The sequence below is a fragment of the Streptantibioticus rubrisoli genome, from assembly GCF_024436055.1.
GTDB classification, from domain to species: Bacteria; Actinomycetota; Actinomycetes; order Streptomycetales; family Streptomycetaceae; genus Streptantibioticus_A; species Streptantibioticus_A rubrisoli.
Genome location: NZ_JANFNH010000005.1, coordinates 149,255 through 167,384 on the forward strand (window position 1 = coordinate 149,255; position 18,130 = coordinate 167,384).

General features: G+C 69.4%; 18 protein-coding genes. 7 read left to right on the forward strand and 11 right to left on the reverse strand.

Translation table 11 applies throughout. The features are described from left to right. Window positions 1–166: 166 nt before the first annotated feature. Window positions 167–1,102 (forward strand): LysR family transcriptional regulator, encoded by a 936-nt coding sequence (locus tag NON19_RS08720; RefSeq protein ID WP_255926106.1) that lies wholly within the window; start codon window positions 167–169, stop codon window positions 1,100–1,102. Window positions 1,103–1,246: 144 nt separating this feature from the next. Beyond that, window positions 1,247–1,747, forward strand: a complete 501-nt coding sequence (locus tag NON19_RS08725; RefSeq protein ID WP_255926107.1) for an NUDIX hydrolase — start codon at window positions 1,247–1,249, stop codon at window positions 1,745–1,747. 7 nt (window positions 1,748–1,754) lie between these two features. Here NON19_RS08725 and NON19_RS08730 read toward each other — a convergent pair whose 3' ends face one another. The 3 genes from NON19_RS08730 to NON19_RS08740 form a co-directional block, all read right to left on the reverse strand. Further along, window positions 1,755–2,474 (reverse strand): pyridoxamine 5'-phosphate oxidase family protein, encoded by a 720-nt coding sequence (locus NON19_RS08730; RefSeq protein WP_255926108.1) that lies wholly within the window; start codon window positions 2,472–2,474, stop codon window positions 1,755–1,757. 62 nt (window positions 2,475–2,536) lie between these two features. Next, window positions 2,537–3,634: a globin domain-containing protein gene (locus NON19_RS08735; RefSeq protein ID WP_372514043.1), complete on the reverse strand. Its 1,098-nt coding sequence runs from the start codon at window positions 3,632–3,634 to the stop codon at window positions 2,537–2,539. A 1,690-nt stretch (window positions 3,635–5,324) separates the two neighbouring features. Next, window positions 5,325–5,957 carry an HAD family hydrolase gene (locus tag NON19_RS08740; protein WP_255926109.1) on the reverse strand — a complete coding sequence of 211 codons (633 nt, stop codon included), beginning with the start codon at window positions 5,955–5,957 and terminating at the stop codon, window positions 5,325–5,327. A 127-nt stretch (window positions 5,958–6,084) separates the two neighbouring features. On the opposite strand from NON19_RS08740, the gene NON19_RS08745 reads away from it, so the two are divergent. The 4 genes from NON19_RS08745 to NON19_RS08760 all read left to right on the forward strand — a co-directional run bounded on the left by NON19_RS08745 (window position 6,085) and on the right by NON19_RS08760 (window position 9,352). Continuing rightward, on the forward strand, window positions 6,085–6,585 hold the full coding sequence (locus tag NON19_RS08745; RefSeq protein ID WP_255926110.1) for a DUF2269 domain-containing protein: 501 nt from the start codon (window positions 6,085–6,087) through the stop codon (window positions 6,583–6,585). Window positions 6,586–6,658: 73 nt separating this feature from the next. Beyond that, window positions 6,659–7,099 carry a GntR family transcriptional regulator gene (locus tag NON19_RS08750; protein ID WP_255926111.1) on the forward strand — a complete coding sequence of 147 codons (441 nt, stop codon included), beginning with the start codon at window positions 6,659–6,661 and terminating at the stop codon, window positions 7,097–7,099. Beyond that, on the forward strand, window positions 7,096–8,187 hold the full coding sequence (locus tag NON19_RS08755; protein WP_255926112.1) for a DUF1648 domain-containing protein: 1,092 nt from the start codon (window positions 7,096–7,098) through the stop codon (window positions 8,185–8,187). The genes NON19_RS08750 and NON19_RS08755 overlap by 4 nt, the downstream gene beginning before the upstream one ends. A 64-nt stretch (window positions 8,188–8,251) precedes the next feature. Further along, window positions 8,252–9,352, forward strand: coding sequence for an alpha/beta hydrolase family protein (locus NON19_RS08760; protein WP_255926113.1), 1,101 nt, complete (start codon window positions 8,252–8,254; stop codon window positions 9,350–9,352). Here the strand turns inward: NON19_RS08760 and NON19_RS33350 are convergent. From NON19_RS33350 to dnaB, 4 genes are all read right to left on the reverse strand, one after another. Next, window positions 9,339–10,541: an alpha/beta fold hydrolase gene (locus NON19_RS33350; RefSeq protein WP_308213665.1), complete on the reverse strand. Its 1,203-nt coding sequence runs from the start codon at window positions 10,539–10,541 to the stop codon at window positions 9,339–9,341. The genes NON19_RS08760 and NON19_RS33350 overlap by 14 nt on opposite strands. A gap of 63 nt (window positions 10,542–10,604) precedes the next feature. After that, the gene (locus NON19_RS08775; protein WP_255926114.1) at window positions 10,605–10,952 is read right to left on the reverse strand and encodes a cyclic-phosphate processing receiver domain-containing protein; all 348 of its coding nucleotides are present in this window, start codon (window positions 10,950–10,952) and stop codon (window positions 10,605–10,607) included. Between the two features lie 144 nt (window positions 10,953–11,096). After that, a complete protein-coding gene (locus tag NON19_RS08780) occupies window positions 11,097–12,557 on the reverse strand; it encodes an amidase (RefSeq protein WP_255926115.1) in 1,461 nt (486 codons plus the stop codon). Between the two features lie 339 nt (window positions 12,558–12,896). Beyond that, on the reverse strand, window positions 12,897–14,423 hold the full coding sequence (gene dnaB / locus NON19_RS08785) for a replicative DNA helicase (protein ID WP_255926116.1): 1,527 nt from the start codon (window positions 14,421–14,423) through the stop codon (window positions 12,897–12,899). Between the two features lie 445 nt (window positions 14,424–14,868). Between dnaB and NON19_RS08790 the strand changes: the two genes are divergently transcribed. Continuing rightward, entirely contained in the window at window positions 14,869–16,266 is a 1,398-nt protein-coding gene (locus tag NON19_RS08790; protein WP_372514044.1) for an MATE family efflux transporter, read from the forward strand. Between the two features lie 136 nt (window positions 16,267–16,402). Here the strand turns inward: NON19_RS08790 and rplI are convergent, their stop codons facing one another. The 4 genes from rplI to rpsF form a co-directional block, all read right to left on the reverse strand. Further along, window positions 16,403–16,849 carry a 50S ribosomal protein L9 gene (rplI, locus tag NON19_RS08795; protein WP_255926117.1) on the reverse strand — a complete coding sequence of 149 codons (447 nt, stop codon included), beginning with the start codon at window positions 16,847–16,849 and terminating at the stop codon, window positions 16,403–16,405. Window positions 16,850–16,866: 17 nt separating this feature from the next. Then, window positions 16,867–17,103, reverse strand: coding sequence for a 30S ribosomal protein S18 (rpsR, locus tag NON19_RS08800; protein ID WP_165240785.1), 237 nt, complete (start codon window positions 17,101–17,103; stop codon window positions 16,867–16,869). Window positions 17,104–17,161: 58 nt separating this feature from the next. Continuing rightward, window positions 17,162–17,722, reverse strand: a complete 561-nt coding sequence (locus NON19_RS08805; RefSeq protein ID WP_255926118.1) for a single-stranded DNA-binding protein — start codon at window positions 17,720–17,722, stop codon at window positions 17,162–17,164. A gap of 75 nt (window positions 17,723–17,797) precedes the next feature. After that, window positions 17,798–18,088: a 30S ribosomal protein S6 gene (gene rpsF / locus NON19_RS08810; protein WP_255926119.1), complete on the reverse strand. Its 291-nt coding sequence runs from the start codon at window positions 18,086–18,088 to the stop codon at window positions 17,798–17,800. Window positions 18,089–18,130: the final 42 nt, after the last annotated feature.

Consider the following 18,130-nt stretch of genomic DNA (forward strand, 5'->3'; position numbering starts at 1 on the left):
GTGGCTCTGACCGCCCTGCCCCTCGGCGCGAAGTAACGCCTCCACAAGGCTAGTTGACTCTGCGTCAGTGTCCAATCACAGTTATAGAGCGTGCCCATCGACATATTTATCGTTGCCGATTCACCAGGCAAGCGCCTTCTGCATACGCATGGAACGAGGAGCACCTATGGATCTGGCCCTGCTGCGCACCTTCGTCGCTGTGCACCGGGCCGGGTCGTTCACCAGGGCCGCGCAGCTCCTGGGGCTCTCCCAGCCGGCGGTTACCGGCCAGATCCGCAGCCTTGAACGCCAGCTGGGCCGCCAGTTGTTCCTCCGGCTGCCGCGCGGCGTCGCCGCCACCACGGTGGGGGACGAACTCGCCCACAAGGTGGCCCCGCATCTGGACGCGCTCCGTGAGATCACCGAAAGCGAGCTTGACGGCGCGGCCCAGGACCGTACCCTGCACCTCGCCGGTCCCGCGGAGTTCACCGCGCTACGGGTGCTGCCCGCGCTGGCGCCGCTCGCCGGGGAAAGCCTCGCCCTGCGCGTCGCGCTCGGCTCCGGGGACGAGGTGCTCACCGGCCTCGCGGAGGGGCGGCACGACCTGGTCATCGGCACCACCCGGCCCCGGGCCCGGCTGCTGCACGCCACACCGCTGTGGGACGAGGAGCAGGTCCTGGTCGCCTCCCGGCGCTGGGCAGAACGTATCGGCGCGCTCTTCACGGCGGACCCGCCAAGACCGTTCCAGGCCCCGGGCCCCGGGCCCGCCGCGGAACTGGTCGACGCGCTCGACAGCGTTCCGCTGGTCGGCTACGAGGAGGACCTGCCGCTGCTGGTCGGCTACTGGGCGGAGGTGTTCGGCGGCAAGCCGGTGGCCGACGCCACCGTGGTGGCACCGGACCTGAGAGCGGTGCTGGAGTGCGTACGGTCGGGCGCCGGGATGGCCGTGCTGCCGCGCTATCTGTGTGCCGCGGCGATCGCCGCCGGTGAGGTGGTCCCGGTGCTCGAACCGCCGGTCCCACCGCTGCGCACCTACTACATCGTGGTCCGCGCGGGCACCCTCGCCCTGCCGCATCTGGCCCGCGCGCACGAGCGGCTGCTGACCGCGGCCGCCGAGTGGTAGCCACCGGAACCGGGCACTCCTTGGCACCCCGGCGCTTCTTGGAATCAGGCACTGCCTGCAATCAGGCGTTCCTTGGGAATCACGCGTTCCGATTCGCTCCGGTCAAGGCGTTTCACCGCCGCTGCGGCGCGGCATTTTCCCTGCATGGCAGCGGACAGCCCAGATCCCGCCGCCCGGCCGGTGGTCAAACGCACCGCACGGGCGATCCTCCTCGACGGTGACCATCTTCTGTTGATCAAGCGCACCAAGCCGGGCGAGCCGCCGTACTGGATCACCCCGGGTGGCGGTGTGGAGCCCGAGGACGCCACGGTGGTCGACGCTCTGCACCGCGAGCTCGACGAGGAGCTCGGCGCCAAGGTGGCGGACGTGGTTCCGGCCTTCGTGGACACCGTCGAACATGTCCGTGAGGACGGCGCGCGCGGAGTGAAGGTGCAGCACTTCTTCGTCTGCAGACTGGCTTCGATGGACCTGTCCCGACGGCACGGCCCCGAGGTCGACGAGCCGTGTGGCACCTACGAGTTCGTCCGCGTCCCGTTCACCCGCGCGGGCGTGACATCCGTCGACGTCGTCCCCACGTCGCTGCGCCGCTACCTCGACGCGAACATCGAAGGCGTTCGGGCGCTGCTCGCCACCGACCTCGGATGAGCGGACCTCAAGCGAACCACTCGAATCCGCCCTGCTGGTCGGCGCTGCCCATCCCGCACGGCTCGGCGGCCACCGGTTGCCGGGTCTCGGCGGCAACGCCGAAGTAGTCACCACCCTTGCGTTTGGCGTCGTCCGTGCCCCAAACCTGTTCGCCGTCACCATTGGCCCCGGTTCGCGGTGCCTTGACCAGTCGGGGAATGTGCTTCGAGCAGTGCATGTACGCCTCCATGACCGCCACCTCCACCCACACCTGCGGACGCCGCCCGGGCACCGGGTCGACCGGAAGCCGCGGGTGGACGGCGCGCATCAGCTCGTCGGGGACCAGCCGGGCGCGGCCGTTGACGTGCAGGCCTATGCGGTCCCGGGCGAAGTCGATCATCAGTATCCCGATGTGCGGGTTCTCCCGGATGTTGCCCAGCGAGGCCATCACACCGTTGCCCCGGTACTCGGGGTACGTCAGCGTCCGGTCGTCCAGTACCTGGATGAACCCCGGAGGTCCCGCCCGGAACGAGCTGTCACACTCGCCGTTGCGGTCCGCCGTCGACAGGAACATCATCTCCTGGCGCGCCGTGAACTCCCGCATCCGCTCGTTGAGTCGGTCGCGGACCTGCCCGTCGTAGAAGCGGGTGGCACGGTCTACCGTGCCGAGCTCCTGCTGGATCTGGTGCTCACCATCGCTACCGGGCCGCCGGGCGCCGAACGCCTCGTCAAGAGGATCTTGGGTCAACGTTTCTCCCGAGATGTGTTGAACGGCCTTTCGGACACGGTTGGTTGAGCACCTTTCTGTGTTCAGTGGTCGGCCACGCCGACCAACTCGGCCACCGAGTCATGGCGTATGCGGTGCGCGGGCATGCCGGTGCCAACCAGTGCGTCGACACTGCTGCGGATCATCCCGGCCGGGCCGGACAGATACGCGTCATACGAGTGCCATGGACCGCACCGCGACACCACCTCGGACAGCGGCCCGACCAGCCCGTCGGACGGTCCTTCGGAGACCACGGGGCGCACCGACAGCCAGCCGTACTCCTGCTCCAGCCGGAGCATGGTGTCCAGGTCGTAGAGGTCATGGCCGCTGCGGGCACCGTAGAAGACCTCGACCGCGCGTCTGCGGCCGTGCTCCGCCACGTCCTCGATCAGCGCCTTGATCGGCGCGATTCCGGTTCCACCGCCCAGGCACAACAGCCCGTTGTCAGTGCCGTGGTCCACAATCATGGAACCGGCGGGAGGACCGAGCCGGATCACGTCACCGGGGCGGGCACGGTTGACGAGAGCCGAGCTGACCCATCCGGCCGGTACCGCCTTGATGTGGAACGACAGAAGTCCATCCGGACGCGGGGCGGACGCGAACGAGTAGTGCCGCCACACCCGCGGCCACCACGGGGTTTCCACGCTGGTGTACTGCCCGGCGAGAAAGGGGTACGGCTGGTCGGGACGAACGGTGATGACGGCGATGTCCTGGGTACGCCGCTCGTGGGAGACGATCTCCGCCTGCCACCACGCCGGTGAGGTCAGCGCGGCGGCGGCCGCGGCGTCGATCATGATCTGCGAGATGGTGGTGTACGCGCGCACCCACGCGGCTTCGACCTCCTCGTTCCAGACGTCGGAGGCATAGCGGGTGAGCGCGCCGATCAGGCACTCGCCGACCGCGGGGTAGTGCTCAGGCCGGGTGCCGTACTTGCGGTGTCCGCGGCCGAGGTTGGACAGGTACTCGGTGAGCGTGTCGACGTCGTCCACGTGCTTGGCGGCGGTCAGCAGTGCCTTGAACAGCCGGTCGCGCTGTACGTCCATCGCCGCGGGGAACAGGTCGCGCAGCTCGGGGTTGCGCAGGAACAGCGACGCGTAGAAGTACGACGTGGTCTTGTCCGCGATGGGCTCGATGGCCTCCATCGTGCGACGGATGAGTATGGCGTCGGCGGACGGAGCGGCCTGGCTGGCCGTCGCTCGGAGCGTGGCGGCAGGGGTCCGCCTGGGTTCCTCCCGCCGAGTGGGAGGTTCTGGTGCGCCGCTGCGTTCCGGCGCGGCGGGCGGCCGTGCCGCCGCAGCCGTCCTTGGTGCTGCCGTCCTTGGTGCCGCGGACTGCCCCGGTCGAGCGGTGAGTTGGGGCTCGGGGGACATGGACGGCCTTGCGGGCGTGGTGGGTTGGCGCTCGGGCATGCCGCCGTGCTCCCGCGGGGTGTGGTCCCCCGCGGCGGGCGGCCGTGCCGCCGCCGTGAACTGCTCTGCCGTGCCGGAACGTTCGGGCGATGTGGCACCGGGCCCCGGCGGGGTGTGGACACCCGGCACCGGCGGGGTCTGCCCCCAGGTGGCGGTCGGCTCCGGCGGCCGGGCATCGGCGGCCGGTCGCGGCGCGCCCTCGCCGTGCTTGGAGTGCTGGTGCTCGGCGGGATGGGCCGGGGAGGGGTAGAACCAGGAGCCTTCGGAACCGGTCGGCGTCTCAGGGCGTGCTGCCTGCGGCGCGGACGCCCCCACCTCCCGGTCCCCAGCCTCGGGTTGCGGTCCGCGCTGCTGAGGCGCCGTCTCCGAACGATCACCCAGCATGGCGGCCGCCGCCTCTGCGGCGGACCTCGCGGACCGCCCTTGCCGGGTCGGCAGCAGTGGACGAGTGGCCTCCGCTGGAGGAGGAACGTCCCGCTCCGTGGCCCACGGCGCCTCGGAGGGTGGCTCCTGACCACCGGGCTCCGGCCGCCGGGCGGTGCTGCCCACCGGCCGTATCGCCGTCGGGGTGCGGCTCGGTATTCCGGCGCTGCCGCCATCGGCCGACCGCTGGTGCGCGGCTGTTTCCCGCTGCCCGGAGTCGGAAAAGTCGCCGGTGGCGGGATCGTCATTGGCCGGATCGGCCGTGGAGTGCGGCTTCGCCGGGCTGAACCAGTCCCAATCGCCCTGGTTTTCCGACGCGGATGCGGCGGAAGCGGCGTTCGCCTCGCCAGATCGGCCGTTGCCGTATCCCCTATTGGGTCCGGGCCCCCGATCGGCCGAACTGCTGGTCAGAGCGTCCATGGTCTGCCTCGAACATCTCCCGGTCGGATTCCATACGTCACGATCGAAACGCATCAAGCGGCGTTCCGGCTGTTTCCCCCATTCAATGTCCGCGTTCCGCCCGTACCGGCGCTTACCCGCTGGGCCGCACCCAGTACCGATGGCGCGGACGCGCCGCACCGGCCCCCAGGCGTGGCCGTCGACGGCCGGTCGCAACGGGGAGAGCGTGCCACGTCTCGCAACGGCATAGGACAAATAGCCGGAAGTCCGGGTAACGGAAGGCTGTTCAGGTTAAGGTGGGTTGGCTCATCGCTTCGACCCTGCCCTTGCTGCACATCGATTCCACCCGACAGACTCTCCGGCTTCGCGGCGGCAGGCCGCGAACGATCGCAGTCGACCATACCGGGCGGTCGTGAATCCACAAGCCCCGATACCCCCGGCGCATCCAAGTTCCGCCAATTTCCGTGACTCTGCCCACAGACGCCCGGAATTCACTTACGCAGCGTCGCCGCCCACCATCAACCGCTTTGGCGGGACGGTCGAGTTGAACTCCCCGCTTTACTGGGCGGTAATAACGGGTGAGGCGCTGCCTTCGCGCAGGTCATCCGCCCAGTACCAACTCGTAGGCGGCGCACAGGTCCTGACCGGCGTAGGAGAACGTGGCGAGCTCGCTCACATGGTGGTCGCCGTTCACCGCCACCGAGGTGGACACCACCGAGAACAACGCGGCGTCCGACATGGAGTCCCCGTACGCCACGCACTGCGCACGTGTGAGCCCGTACTCCGCGCACAGCCGGTCCGCGATCCGCACCTTCGACTCCGGCACCAGAACACCCGACACATCCAACGGTGCTCCCCGGAAAGGCAGTTCCGGAAACCTGCCGCCGAACGCCGCGTGCGCGCCCCACTCCGTAAGCCGCCGCACGAAGAAGTCCGGGGAAAGCGAGATCACCGCGCAGAACTCACCGCGTGCCCGGATGTCGGCCCAGACCTCGCGTATGCCATCCAACCAGGGCGCCCCTTCGAAGGCCGCCGCGACCTGCTCGACGGTAAGGCCCTGCCACAACTCGTAGGCCCGTCGCGCATAACCTGGCGAATCGATCAGCCCGGCCATGAACTCGGCGTCCAGCGCCCGGAACTCCTCGATAAGCCCCAGTTCCCGGGCGAGTTCCACATTCGCGGACGAGCCATACAGAAGCGTTCCGTCCATGTCGAAAAGGTGCAGCTTCCCCACCGAGACCCCCTTGTGTGTGTCACGGCACGATATCGGCGGGCCGCGATGGGCCTGCTGCCAGGGAAGACGCCGTGAATACTCCCGCCGTGCGACGCCCCGGCGCGTGGTCGGGGCCACGGTTGGAGCCATGAACCTCACCCGCCGGACGCGTCGCGCCGTCCTCGTGCTCCACGTCGCCGTCTCCGTCGGCTGGCTCGGTCTCACCGCCGCGCTGCTCGCGCTGGGCATCGCCGGTGCCACGAGCCGTGGTCCCGGTACCGCTGCCGCCGCCTACCGCGCCATGCGCATCCTCGCCGACTGGCTGATCACCCCGGTCAGCCTTCTCTCGCTGGTCAGCGGCCTGGTGCTGGCGCTCGGAACGCACTGGGGCCTGGTCCGGCACCGCTGGGTCCACACGAAGTTCTGGCTGACGCTCGCCGCCACCGGGGCCTCGATACTGGCGTTGCGCACCATCATCGGGCAGGCAGCCGACGCGGCGGTGGCCGGACTTCCGGTACCTGCCGGGGGCCGGGACCTGGTCATCGCACCCAGCGTGGCGCTGGCGCTGTATGTGTTCATCACCGCGATCTCGGTGATCAAGCCCCGGGGGCGCACCCGGCGCGCCAGCCGATCGTTGACGCATCCCTAACGCCCCTGGGGATGCCGCTGTTGGTCGGTCTGTTCTATAAAAGCTAGAACAGACCGACAGTGGGAGTCCGGACGTGATCCTCAGCCTCGACCTGGACAGCGAGGTGCCGATATATCTGCAGATCCGGGACCGGATCGTGGAGGCCATCGCGTCCGGCGAGCTGGCAGAAGGCAGTTCGCTGCCATCCACCCGGCAGCTCGCGGTCGATCTCGGCATCAATTTCCACACCGTGAACAAGGCCTACGACCTGCTGCGACAGGAAGGGCTGCTGCGGATCAACCGCAAGAGCGGTGCCCTGGTGCAGCGTGACGCCCGCACCGGCCCACCGGAGCCCGGCTTCACCGACGAGTGGGAGACACGGCTGCGGACGCTGCTCGCCGAAGCGGTCGCCCATGGCGTCGACCACCCGGCGGTACTGGGCAGCTGCGCCGCCGTACTGACCTCGTTCACACCGACCGCGCCCACCGCACAGGGCGCGGACCACGGGGCAGAGCAAGGAGATTCGGCGTCATGAACAGCGCGGCACTGGACGCGGTCCTGGCAGTGGTGATCACGGCACTGGCGTGGCTCACGCCCTCGCTGACCAATACCACGCTGCCCTTCGGGGTACGGGTCCCCGCCGAGCGGGCCGACGCCGCAGTGATCGGCGAACAACGCGCGCGCTACCGGTGGTTGGTGGCCGTCGGCGGCCTGGGACTGACCACCGTGTGGACCGCGCTGGCGGCCACCATCGGCTTCCCCTTTCCCGGTGTGCTGCCCTTGCTGGTCCTGGCCATGTGCCTGGCCGCCTTCGTCCGGGCCCGCACGGCGATCGTCTCCGCCAAACGGGACGAGGACTGGTACCGCGGCCTGCGCCAGGGCGTGGTGACCGACACCTCGCTGCGCACCGAGCCGGGACGCTTCCCCTGGCTCTGGTCGATCCCCGCACTGCTGATCGTCGTGGGCACGGCGGTGACCGGCGTGGTCGTCTACCCGTCGCTGCCCGGGCGCCTTCCGGTGCACTTCGACGCGGCCGGTCACGCGGACCGCTACGCCACCAAGTCGGTCGGCAGCGTGTTCGGCCCGGTCTTCGCACAGCTCGGTGTGACCGCGTTGCTCCTGGTGGTGTCCTGGCTCGCGTTCCGCGCCCGGCCCGAGCTGGACCCGGCCCGGCCGGTCGACTCCGCGCGCAGGCACCGGCGCTTCTCGGTACGCGCGGTGGTCTCCGTGCTGCTGCTCGCCGCGTGCGCCAACCTCTCGATGTTGGTCGCGGCCTGGTCGATGTGGCATGCCGGAAGCCTGTCGCCGGTGCTGGTCCTGCTGCCGCTGCTGATCGGTCTGGCCGTCGTGGTCGGCATCGCGCTGCGCACCGGGCAGGCGGGCAGCCGACTGCCCGAGGCGCCGGACGCGGAACGGGAGCCGGACACCGGCATGGTCCAGCGCGACGACGACCGGTACTGGCACGCAGCCGGATCGGTCTACGTCAACCGCGCGGATCCCTCGCTGATGGTGCAGAAACGGTCCGGTTTCGGCTGGACCTTCAACTTCGGCAACCCGCGCGCACTGCTGGTGTTCCTGCTCATCATCGGCGTTCCGCTTCTGCTGCCGCTGATCGTCCACTGACCTCCCGTTCCGTCACATCACCATCACCACCCTCTTGTGACCTCTCAACCTCCCCGGAGGAAGCATGCGTTGGCGCAACAGCTCCTGGCGGCACCGTGTTCTGGCCGCCTTACTGGCCGCGGTGGCCGCCACCACGGTCGCGCCGGTGGCCCAGGCGACCGCGGCCCCTCGGCCCGTGCCCCTGGTACCGGCCGCCGACCGCGAGATACGGTTCACCGCTGACGGCAGCACGGCGTACGGCACCGTGCACATCCCCGCCCACCGCGCGGGCCACCGGCTCGCCGCCGCGCTGCTGCTCCCGGGCAGCGGGCTGACCGACCGCGACGGTGACGAACCGCCCGCGTTCACCCCGCACACCCTCGCCCTGTTCGCCGACACCCTCGGCGATGACGGTGTGATGAGCCTGCGCTTCGACAAGTACGGCACCGGGCGGACCGGATGGGGCCGCTACCGGAACTCCGACCACATCGACCTGGCCGCCTTCACTGGCCAGGCCGTGGCCGCCTACGACGCGCTGCGCGCCCAGCCCGAGGCCGACCCGAGCGCGATGCTGATCGTCGGGCACAGCGAGGGAGGCCTCCAGGCCCTGCTGGTGGACCGCGCCGTACCGGCCAAGCCCGCCGGGCTGGCACTCATCGCCCCGCAGGACACCAGACTGCTGGACGCGATCGACTACCAGCTCGCCGGTCAGCTCGACCAGGCCGTGGCCGTCGGCCAACTCAGCGTCGAACAGGCGGCGTTGAACAAGGCGGGTGTGCGCCGGGCCATCGCGGACTTCCGCGCCCACCGTCCGGTGGACACCTCGGGGCTGCTGCCATCCATCGCCTCCTTCCTGGGCGCCCTGTTCGGTCCGCACAACGCCGTCTTCGTCCGCAGCGACGACGCCGACTATCCGCCGGACATCGCCCGGAGCATCGCCCATCGCACCCGCGCCCTGGTCACCTGTGGCACCGCGGACACCAACGTGCCGTGCCGCACCACTCCGCCGCTGCTCGCCGCCCTGGCCAGCACCCGTACCACCGGTCCCGGGCTACGGGTACTGCCCGGCATCGACCACCTGTTGCACCCGGCGGGTACCCCGGCCAACGACCGGTCACTCGCCCCCGCCGCGCGGCGCGCCCTCTACGACTTTGTCCGCCCCTGGCGGCAGCTCACAGCGAGTTGAGGAACTCGCCCACGGCCAGGGCGAATCCAGTGGGATCGCTCTGGTGGACCGTGTGTCCGGTGGGCAACCGCACGAGCCGTGTGTTGGGACGCCGAGCCGCCATCTCCTTGGCGTGCTCGGCGTCCAGCGTGTCGCTGGACGTGCCGTGGACGAGCAGCGCGGGGCAGTCCGTGGCCAGCCAGTCCGCCCAGTGGTCACCGATGACCTGCTGGTGCGAGGCGACCATGTCCGTCGGGCGGAAGGCCAGACCCCAGCCATCGGGGAACTCACGTATGGAGTCCGTGAGATAGCGTGCCGCGTCTCCCAGCCGCTCGACCAATGCGTCCCTGCTCGGCGCCCGGCTGGGCCACACCAGGCAGAAGGACAGGTCGTCGTCGACCACCGCACCGATGTCCTCGATCACAAGGGCGCTGACCAAGTGTGGGTAGGCAGCGGCCAGTTGGTAGGCGTTGACCCCGCCGAGCGAGTGGCCCAGCACCACCGCGGGGCCGAGGTCGAGCCGGTCGAGCAGGGCCGCCGCGTCCTGGAGGTAACCGGAGCGGGAGTAGTCCGGCTGCTCACCCTCCCCTGATATGGGCCGGTCCGAGTGGCCGTGACCGCGCTGGTCGGGCGCGATAACCCGCCACTCGGGGGCGAGTTGGCGGGCGAGGCGGGTGAACGTACGGCCCTCGCAGAAGTGCCCGTGCAGCGCGAGCAGTGGCCGACCCGGACCCCCGAAGTCCAGGTACGACAGCCGCCTCCCGTCGAGCTCCAGGCACCCACGTGCTGGTTCGGGCTGGTAGGGCGGGAACTCCGCTCCCAACTGCCGCTCCAAGCGGCTGCGCAGCAACAGGTACTCCGTCCTTCTGCGCACCGGCGTTCCGGGTGGACGCGGCACGATCCGTCCGCCGTCCACGGCCTCCCCCAGCCGGAACTGCTCGCGCGTAAGGTCGACCTCCAGACCACTGGGCAGTCGGTTCCACCAGTGGTGGCCGCGGCCCTCGTCGCCGAGGCGCACCTGCCCGAGCACCAGGTCGCCGCCGAAGAGGTCGTTGACCACCAGCGCGGTGATGTCGCAGTGGCCCCACGCTGGATTGTCCGGCTGCCAGGGAGCACGCGCGAGATCGTCCGCTGAACAGGTGTCCGCGGCCCAACTGGCTTGCAGCGCACGCTGAATGTGGACGAGCGTCCACGGAGTCGACGGCTTCATGCGACCAGCCTGCCAGGCCCCACTGACAACGACCGGGGCTCGCAGCGATGCCCCCAACCGGCATCAGGTTCCGTGAGCCGTTGCCCGCCGGACTTGGTAGTTCCAGCGGGTGAGCGCCCGGACGACGGTTTCGGCGCCGATGGGGTTGGCGCTGTGGACGAAGATCGTTCCGATGTGGAACGGCCGTCCGCTGAAGGCGGCTTCTTCCATGAGGGTCACCACGGGCATGATGCTGTCGTCGCCACCGAGATCATGGTCGAGCCAGAGTTCGTCGATGAAGCTGTCACGGTGCTCTCGCAGAAGCTCGATGCCTTCGCGGCTGGTGCGGGCGACCCGCGTGGCTCTGGGGAGCGGTCGGATGTCGTCGATGCCGAGGATGACGGGCGTCGGCGCGGCTGGGTCCTCTTTCACCTGGCCATCATCACAGTAGAGCGGCCTTGAGCTTCCGCCATGAAACCGGAGACCTCACAACGTCTGTAGGGTCTCGCGCTCGGCTTCCTAGGGCGGCTTCGTGACCTTCGCCTTCCGCGCTGCCTCGGGTTGCCTCCGGCTGCTTCACCGGTGGGCCGTCGGCGCCTGGAAGCCGCCGATCTTCTGCTCAAGCAGTTCGGCCAGCCGCAGCGGGGTGCGGTCCTCGAACATCGGGCCGATGAGCTGCACTCCCACCGGCAGACCCCCAGGGGACCGGCCCGCTGGTATGGCGGTAGCGGGTAGACCGGGCATGGTGGCCAGACCGGCCCAGACGAGCTGGTCGAGGTACGGGTACTCGACGCCGTCGATGTCGATCCGGCGTTCCAACAGATCGGGGTTGTGGTCGTGCGGGAACGCGGGAGTGGGTGTGATGGGACACACCACGGCGTCGAACTCGGCGAAGAGCTGCCGCCAGCCGTGGCGGTGGAACTCGCGGCGGCTGTTCGCCTCGATCCAGTCGCGGTGGCTGAGCACTATGCCGCGCAGCCGCGCCGCATCGAGGCTCCGGTCGTCCGCGCTCAGTCCAGCAGCGCGGGTCCGCAGCTGCTCGTACGCTTCGACGGGAAAACGCGCGCTGAAGCCCGAAAACAGCAACCGCATGTAGAGCATCGCGGCTTCGGTCAGATCGGGCAGCAGCGGACTGTGCCGTTCGACGCGGGCGCCACCGTCGACAAGCGCGTCGGCCACCCGCCTCACGCCCGCCCGCACAGCGGACCCGGTCGGAATGAGCGGATGCTCGTCGAGGACCAGGACCCGGAAGTCGCGGAGCCGATCGTGGCGCGCGGGCGGCAGCGTCAACTCGTGCGCAACACCGAGCGTCAGCGGGTCCGGTCCGGCCATGACCTCGAGCAGGAGCGTGAGGTCGCGGGCGGTGCGCGCCATCGGGCCGACGACGGCGAGGTCGAGGTCGACCGGCAGTGCGGGGGCGGGCGGCGGGACCATACCGCGGCTCGCCGCCAGCCCGAGCGTCGGCTTGTGCGCGTAGACACCGCAGAAGTGCGCGGGGGTGCGCAACGAACCGCCGATGTCGGAACCTATGGACAACGCGCCGAATCCGCACGCCAGGGCCGCCGCCGATCCGCCGGAGGATCCACCCGGCGTGCGACCGTGATCCCACGGGTTATTGGTGCTGCCGTAGATCTCGTTGTAGCTCTGAATGTCCTGCAGCCCCAAGGGCACATTGGTCTTACCGAGCACCACCGCGCCCGCGGCCTTGAGCCGCGACACCTGCACCGCGTCCTCGGCCGGTATGTAGTTCCGGTGTTGCGGTATGCCCCAGGTCGTGGGCAGCCCGGCGATGTTGTAGGACTCCTTGACCGTCACCGGAATGCCGAGCAGTGGCCGGTCCTCACCGCGGGCGCGCGCCTGGTCGGCACCGCGCGCGGCGGCTCGCGCACGGTCGAAGTCCGGCACGCAGATCGCGTTGACCGCCTTGTCGTCCCGCTCGATACGGGCGATCGCCTCTTCGGTCAGTTCCGTCGACGTCACTTCACCGGCGCGCAAGGCAGCCGCGAGTTCTTCGGCCGTCGCAAAATTCCACTCCATGAATCTGACCGTATCGGCCTCTGGAAGAGGTCACGAAATGCCTTTTCACGCAACGGATTTGATGGTCCCCGTACTCATGATGTTCCTCTCCGGATACCGATGATGTTCCTCTCCGGATACCGATGATGTTCCTCTCCGGCCACCGACAATTCGTCCGACCGCTGGCGGTGGCGGCGCGGCGGCGGCCTCATCTCCATCTGGACCAGGCGTGGTTGACCAGAGCGAAGCTGTCCCGCGCTACGGCAGGGCCGCCAGTGAGTCCCGTTAGCGCTTCACACCCGCAGCCGCGGTGCGGCCGGACCTGGGGCCGTCCAGCGGGAGTTGAGCACCTACAACCCGTCAGACGTTCCCCGCCATGTCCACGAAGCGGGAGTAGTGGCCCTGGAAGGCGACGGTGATGGTGGCGGTGGGGCCGTTGCGGTGCTTGGCGACGATGAGGTCGGCCTCGCCCGCGCGGGGGGACTCCTTCTCGTAGGCGTCCTCGCGGTGCAGCAGGATGACCATGTCCGCGTCCTGCTCGATGGAGCCCGACTCACGCAGGTCCGAGACCATCGGCTTCTTGTCGGTGCGCTGCTCGGGGCCACGGTTGAGCTGGGAGAGGGCGATGACCGGGACCTCCAGCTCCTTGGCGAGCAACTTGAGGTTACGGGACATCTCCGAGACCTCCTGTTGGCGGCTTTCCGGGCGGCGGGAGCCGCCGGACTGCATCAGTTGGAGGTAGTCGATGACGACCAGCCGCAGGTCGTTGCGCTGTTTGAGGCGGCGGCACTTGGCGCGGATCTCCATCATCGACAGGTTGGGCGAGTCGTCGATGTACAGCGGTCCGGCCGAGACCTCCGGCATGCGGCGGGCCAGCCGGGTCCAGTCGTCGTCGGTCATGTTGCCGGAGCGCATGTGGTGCAGCGCGACCCGCGCCTCGGCGGACAGCAGCCGCATCGCGATCTCGTTGCGGCCCATTTCGAGGGAGAAGAAGACGCTGGGCAGCCCGTACTGGATGGAGCAGGAGCGGGCGAAGTCCAGCGCCAGGGTGCTCTTGCCCATCGCGGGGCGCGCGGCGATGACGATCATCTGGCCCGGGTGCAGGCCGTTGGTCAACGCGTCGAGATCGGTGAAGCCGGTGGGGACACCGGTCATCTGGCCGCTGCGGGAGCCGATCGCCTCGATCTCGTCGAGGGCGCCCTCCATGATCTCGCTGAGCGGAAGGTAGTCCTCCGAGGTGCGCTGCTCGGTGACCGCGTAGATCTCGGCCTGCGCTCGGTTGACGATCTCGTCGACATCGCCGTCGGCCGCGTATCCCATCTGGGTGATGCGGGTTCCGGCCTCCACCAGGCGGCGCAGCACGGCGCGTTCGTGGACGATCTCGGCGTAGTACTCGGCGTTGGCGGCGGTGGGCACCGCGTTGACCAACGTGTGCAGGTACGCGGCGCCGCCGACCCTGGTGATCTCACCACGCCTGGTCAGCTCGGCGGCCAGGGTGATCGGGTCGGCGGGCTCGCCCTTGGCGTAGAGGTCGAGGATCGCCGTGTAGATCGTCTCGTGCGCCGGGCGGTAGAAGTCCCCCGCCTTGAGCACCTCGACCACGTCGGCGATGGCGTCCTTGGAGAGCAGCATGCCGCCGAGCACTGACTGCTCGGCGTCGAGGTCCTGCGGGGGGACCCGCTCGAATCCGCCCTCCGACCAGCCGCCGCCGTCCCGTCCGTGTTCCCTCGCCCCGCCGTCGCGGCCACCACCGTCACGGCCACCGCCGTCGCGGTCGGATCGGCGGTAGCGGGCTGCCGGGAGTCGGTCGCCGGGGCCGTCGGAGAACGGTGGATCGATCGGCGGCGCGTCCCCCCAGTGGTTGTCCGCGGGTTCGGGCTGGCTCACCCCCGCCACCTCCTCCCGGTCCTTCGGACCCCGATCCGTGCCCCTCTTTCTTACGGCACGGCTCCGACAAACAGACACGCGGCTCCGCTTGCGGCGCGTCGAGTGCGAGGACCGGACGAAGGCGGGCGCCGGACTACGGTAGGGCCACAGCCCCCGTCAGCCAAGATGGTTATCCACAGGCCATGTGGATGAACGGCGAGAGCCTGTGGAGAAGCCCGCCAAACCTGTGTACAGGCCGGGGGAAAGCGCTGTGGACAAGACTCGGACGACTTGGCCGCACCGGCTCTGACCTGCACTTTCATCATCCACCGGCTGTGCAGGAGAAAAACTTTCCCGGTTGGCGCAAGATCACGACAAACGGCGCGGACCTGATCACTCAGCGCCACCGGCAGTAATGACCACACTGCCATTGCGCCTATTACCTGTGGAAGATTATCCTAAGCCTGTGAAATCGGCCTCCCAGAGATCCACGACCGCCTCGCGGGAGTATCCCGGCGCCCCCGCGAAGCACCCGGCCCGGCTCCCCAGAGAGGTCAGACGACACCACGATCGAGAGATCGTCGCCCTCGCCCTGCCCGCCTTCGGAGCACTGGTCGCCGAGCCGCTCTTCGTCATGGCGGACAGCGCCATCGTCGGCCATCTCGGGACCCCGCAGCTGGCCGGTCTCGGCGTGGCGGCCGCCATGCTGAACACCGCGGTCAACGTCTTCGTGTTCCTGGCCTACGCCACCACGGCGGCCGTCGCACGCCGGGTCGGCGCCGCGGATCTGCGGGCCGCGATCCGCCAGGGCGTCGACGGCATCTGGCTGGCGCTACTGCTGGGGGCGGCCGTGATCGCGGTCGTCGTCCCCACCGCACCGACGCTGGCGGGCCTGTTCGGCGCCTCCGGCGACGCGACCTCGTACGCCGTCACCTATCTGCGGATCAGCTCGCTGGGGATTCCCGCGATGCTCGTGGTGCTCGCCGCCACCGGCGTACTGCGCGGACTGCACGACACCCGCACCCCCCTCGTGGTGGCCATCGCGGGCTTCGCCGCCAACGCCGGGCTCAACGCCGGACTGGTCTACGGCGCCGGGCTGGGCATCGCCGGATCCGCCTGGGGCACCGTGATCGCCCAGTGCGGCATGGCCGCCACCTACCTGACCGTCGTGGTGCGCGCCGCGAAGCGGCACGGCGCGCCACTTGGGCCGGACGCCGCCGGAATCCGCGCCTGCGCGAGCGCCGGGGTACCGCTGCTGGTCCGCACCCTGAGCCTGCGGGCCATCCTCATGATCGCCACCGCGGTCGCCGCCCGTCTTGGCGACGCCGAGATCGCCGCGCACCAGATCCTGCTCACCTTGTGGAGCCTGCTGGCGTTCGCGCTGGACGCCATCGCCATCGCGGGTCAGGCCATCATCGGGCGCTATCTGGGCGCCGATGACGCGCTGGCCGCCAGGGCCGCCTGTCGCCGCATGGTGCAGTGGGGAATGGCCTCCGGCATCCTGCTCGGGGTGCTGGTGGCCGCCTCACGGCCGCTGTTCATCCCGTTGTTCACCAGCGACTCCGTGGTGCGGGGCCAACTACTGCCCGCGCTACTGGTGGTCGCGGTGACCCAGCCGGTGTCGGGCATCGTCTTCGTGCTCGACGGTGTGCTGATGGGCGCGGGCGACGGCCCGTATCTTGCCTGGGCGATGTTGGGGACGCTCGCCGTCTTCGCGCCCGCCGCGCTGGCGGTGCCCGCCCTCGGCGGCGGTCTGACCGCGCTGTGGTGGGCCATGTCGCTGTTCCTGCTGACCCGCCTGGTGTTCCTGTGGCTTCGGGCGCGGTCCGGGCGCTGGGTGGTGACCGGAGCGGTACGCGCCTGACGCCCTACGGGCGGTGTTTCACGTGAAACAGCGCGACGCTGGGCGGCACGGTTTCACGTGAAACACCGAAGACCAAAGCCGAAGGATCGGCACCCGGTGGGGTACCGACCCTTCGAAGTGACTCACGCGGAATGCGTCAGGCAGCGACGACCTCGAGGTCGAGCTTGACCGAGACCTCCGGGTGGAGGCTGACGGTCACCTGGTGCGAACCGACGGTCTTGATCGGCGCGACCAGCGCGACACGGCGCTTGTCGACGTCCGGGCCACCAGCGGCCTTGATCGCACCGGCGATGTCGGCCGGGGTGACGGAGCCGAACAGCCGGCCGGTGTCACCGGCACGGGTCGCCAGCTTGACCTTGACGGCCTCGAGCTGGTTCTTGACCTCGTTGGCCTGCTCCAGCGTGGCGATCTCGCGGATCCGGCGCGCACGGCGGATCTGCTCGACGTCCTTCTCGCCACCCTTGGTCCAGCGGATCGCGAAACCACGCGGAACCAGGTAGTTGCGGGCGTAGCCGTCCTTGACCTCGACGACATCGCCAGCGGCGCCGAGGCCGCTGACCTCGTTGGTGAGGATGATCTTCATGCTTCGGTCACCCTCTCTCAGCGAGCAGTCGAGGTGTAGGGCAGCAGCGCCATCTCACGGCTGTTCTTCACAGCCGTGGCAACGTCGCGCTGGTGCTGGGTGCAGTTGCCGGTGACCCGGCGGGCACGGATCTTGCCGCGGTCGGAGATGAACTTCCGCAGCAGGTTCGTGTCCTTGTAGTCGACGTAGGCGACCTTGTCCTTGCAGAACGCGCAGACCTTCTTCTTCGGCTTGCGCGGGGGCGGCTTAGCCATTGTTTTTCTCCACTGTGATCAAGAAGTAGTAACTCGTCGCCCTTGGCCCTCGTCGGGCCTAGAAGGGCGGCTCGTCCGAGTAGCCGCCACCGGAGCTTCCGCCCCAGTTGCCACCGCCGCCCTGGCTCTGGCCGCCGGCCGGGGCGCTGGTCGCCCACGGGTCGTCGGCCGGTGCGCCGCTGGGACCGCCCTGTGGGCCGCCCCAGCCGCCGCCACCCTGACCGCCGCCGCCGTAGCCGCCCTGGCCGCCGCGACCTGCGGTCTTGGTGACCTTGGCGGTCGCGTTGCGCAGGGAGGCGCCGACCTCGTCGACCTCCAGCTCGTAGACCGTCCGCTTGACGCCCTCGCGGTCCTCGTAGGACCGCTGCTTCAGACGGCCCTGCACGATGACGCGCATGCCGCGCTGGAGCGACTCGGCCACGTTCTCCGCCGCCTGACGCCAGACCGAGCAGGTGAGGAAGAGGCTCTCGCCGTCCTTCCACTCGTTGGTCTGCCGGTCGAAGGTGCGGGGAGTGGACGCGACACGGAATTTCGCGACCGCCGCACCGGAGGGGGTGAAGCGCAGCTCGGGATCGTCGACAAGGTTGCCGACGACCGTGATGACGGTCTCGCCTGCCATGGTGGGTGACCTCTCGGCGGGTGTGCTGTGCTGCTGGCTGCTCGGTAGCCGTACTCAGCTCTGGCGCTTAGGCGCTCAGTGCATTTCCGGGCGGAGGACCTTGGTCCGAAGGACCGACTCGTTCAGGTTGAGCTGACGGTCGAGCTCCTTGACGACCGACGGCTCAGCGTTGATGTCGAGGACGGAGTAGATACCCTCGGGCTTCTTCTTGATCTCGTAGGCGAGACGACGACGGCCCCAGGTGTCGACCTTCTCGACCTTGCCGCCGCCATCGCGGACGACGCCAAGGAAGTTCTCGATCAGGGGGGCGACAGCGCGCTCCTCCAGATCGGGGTCGAGGATGACCATCACCTCGTAGTGACGCATGGTGGAACCCACCTCCTTTGGACTCAACGGCCACGGCGTTTC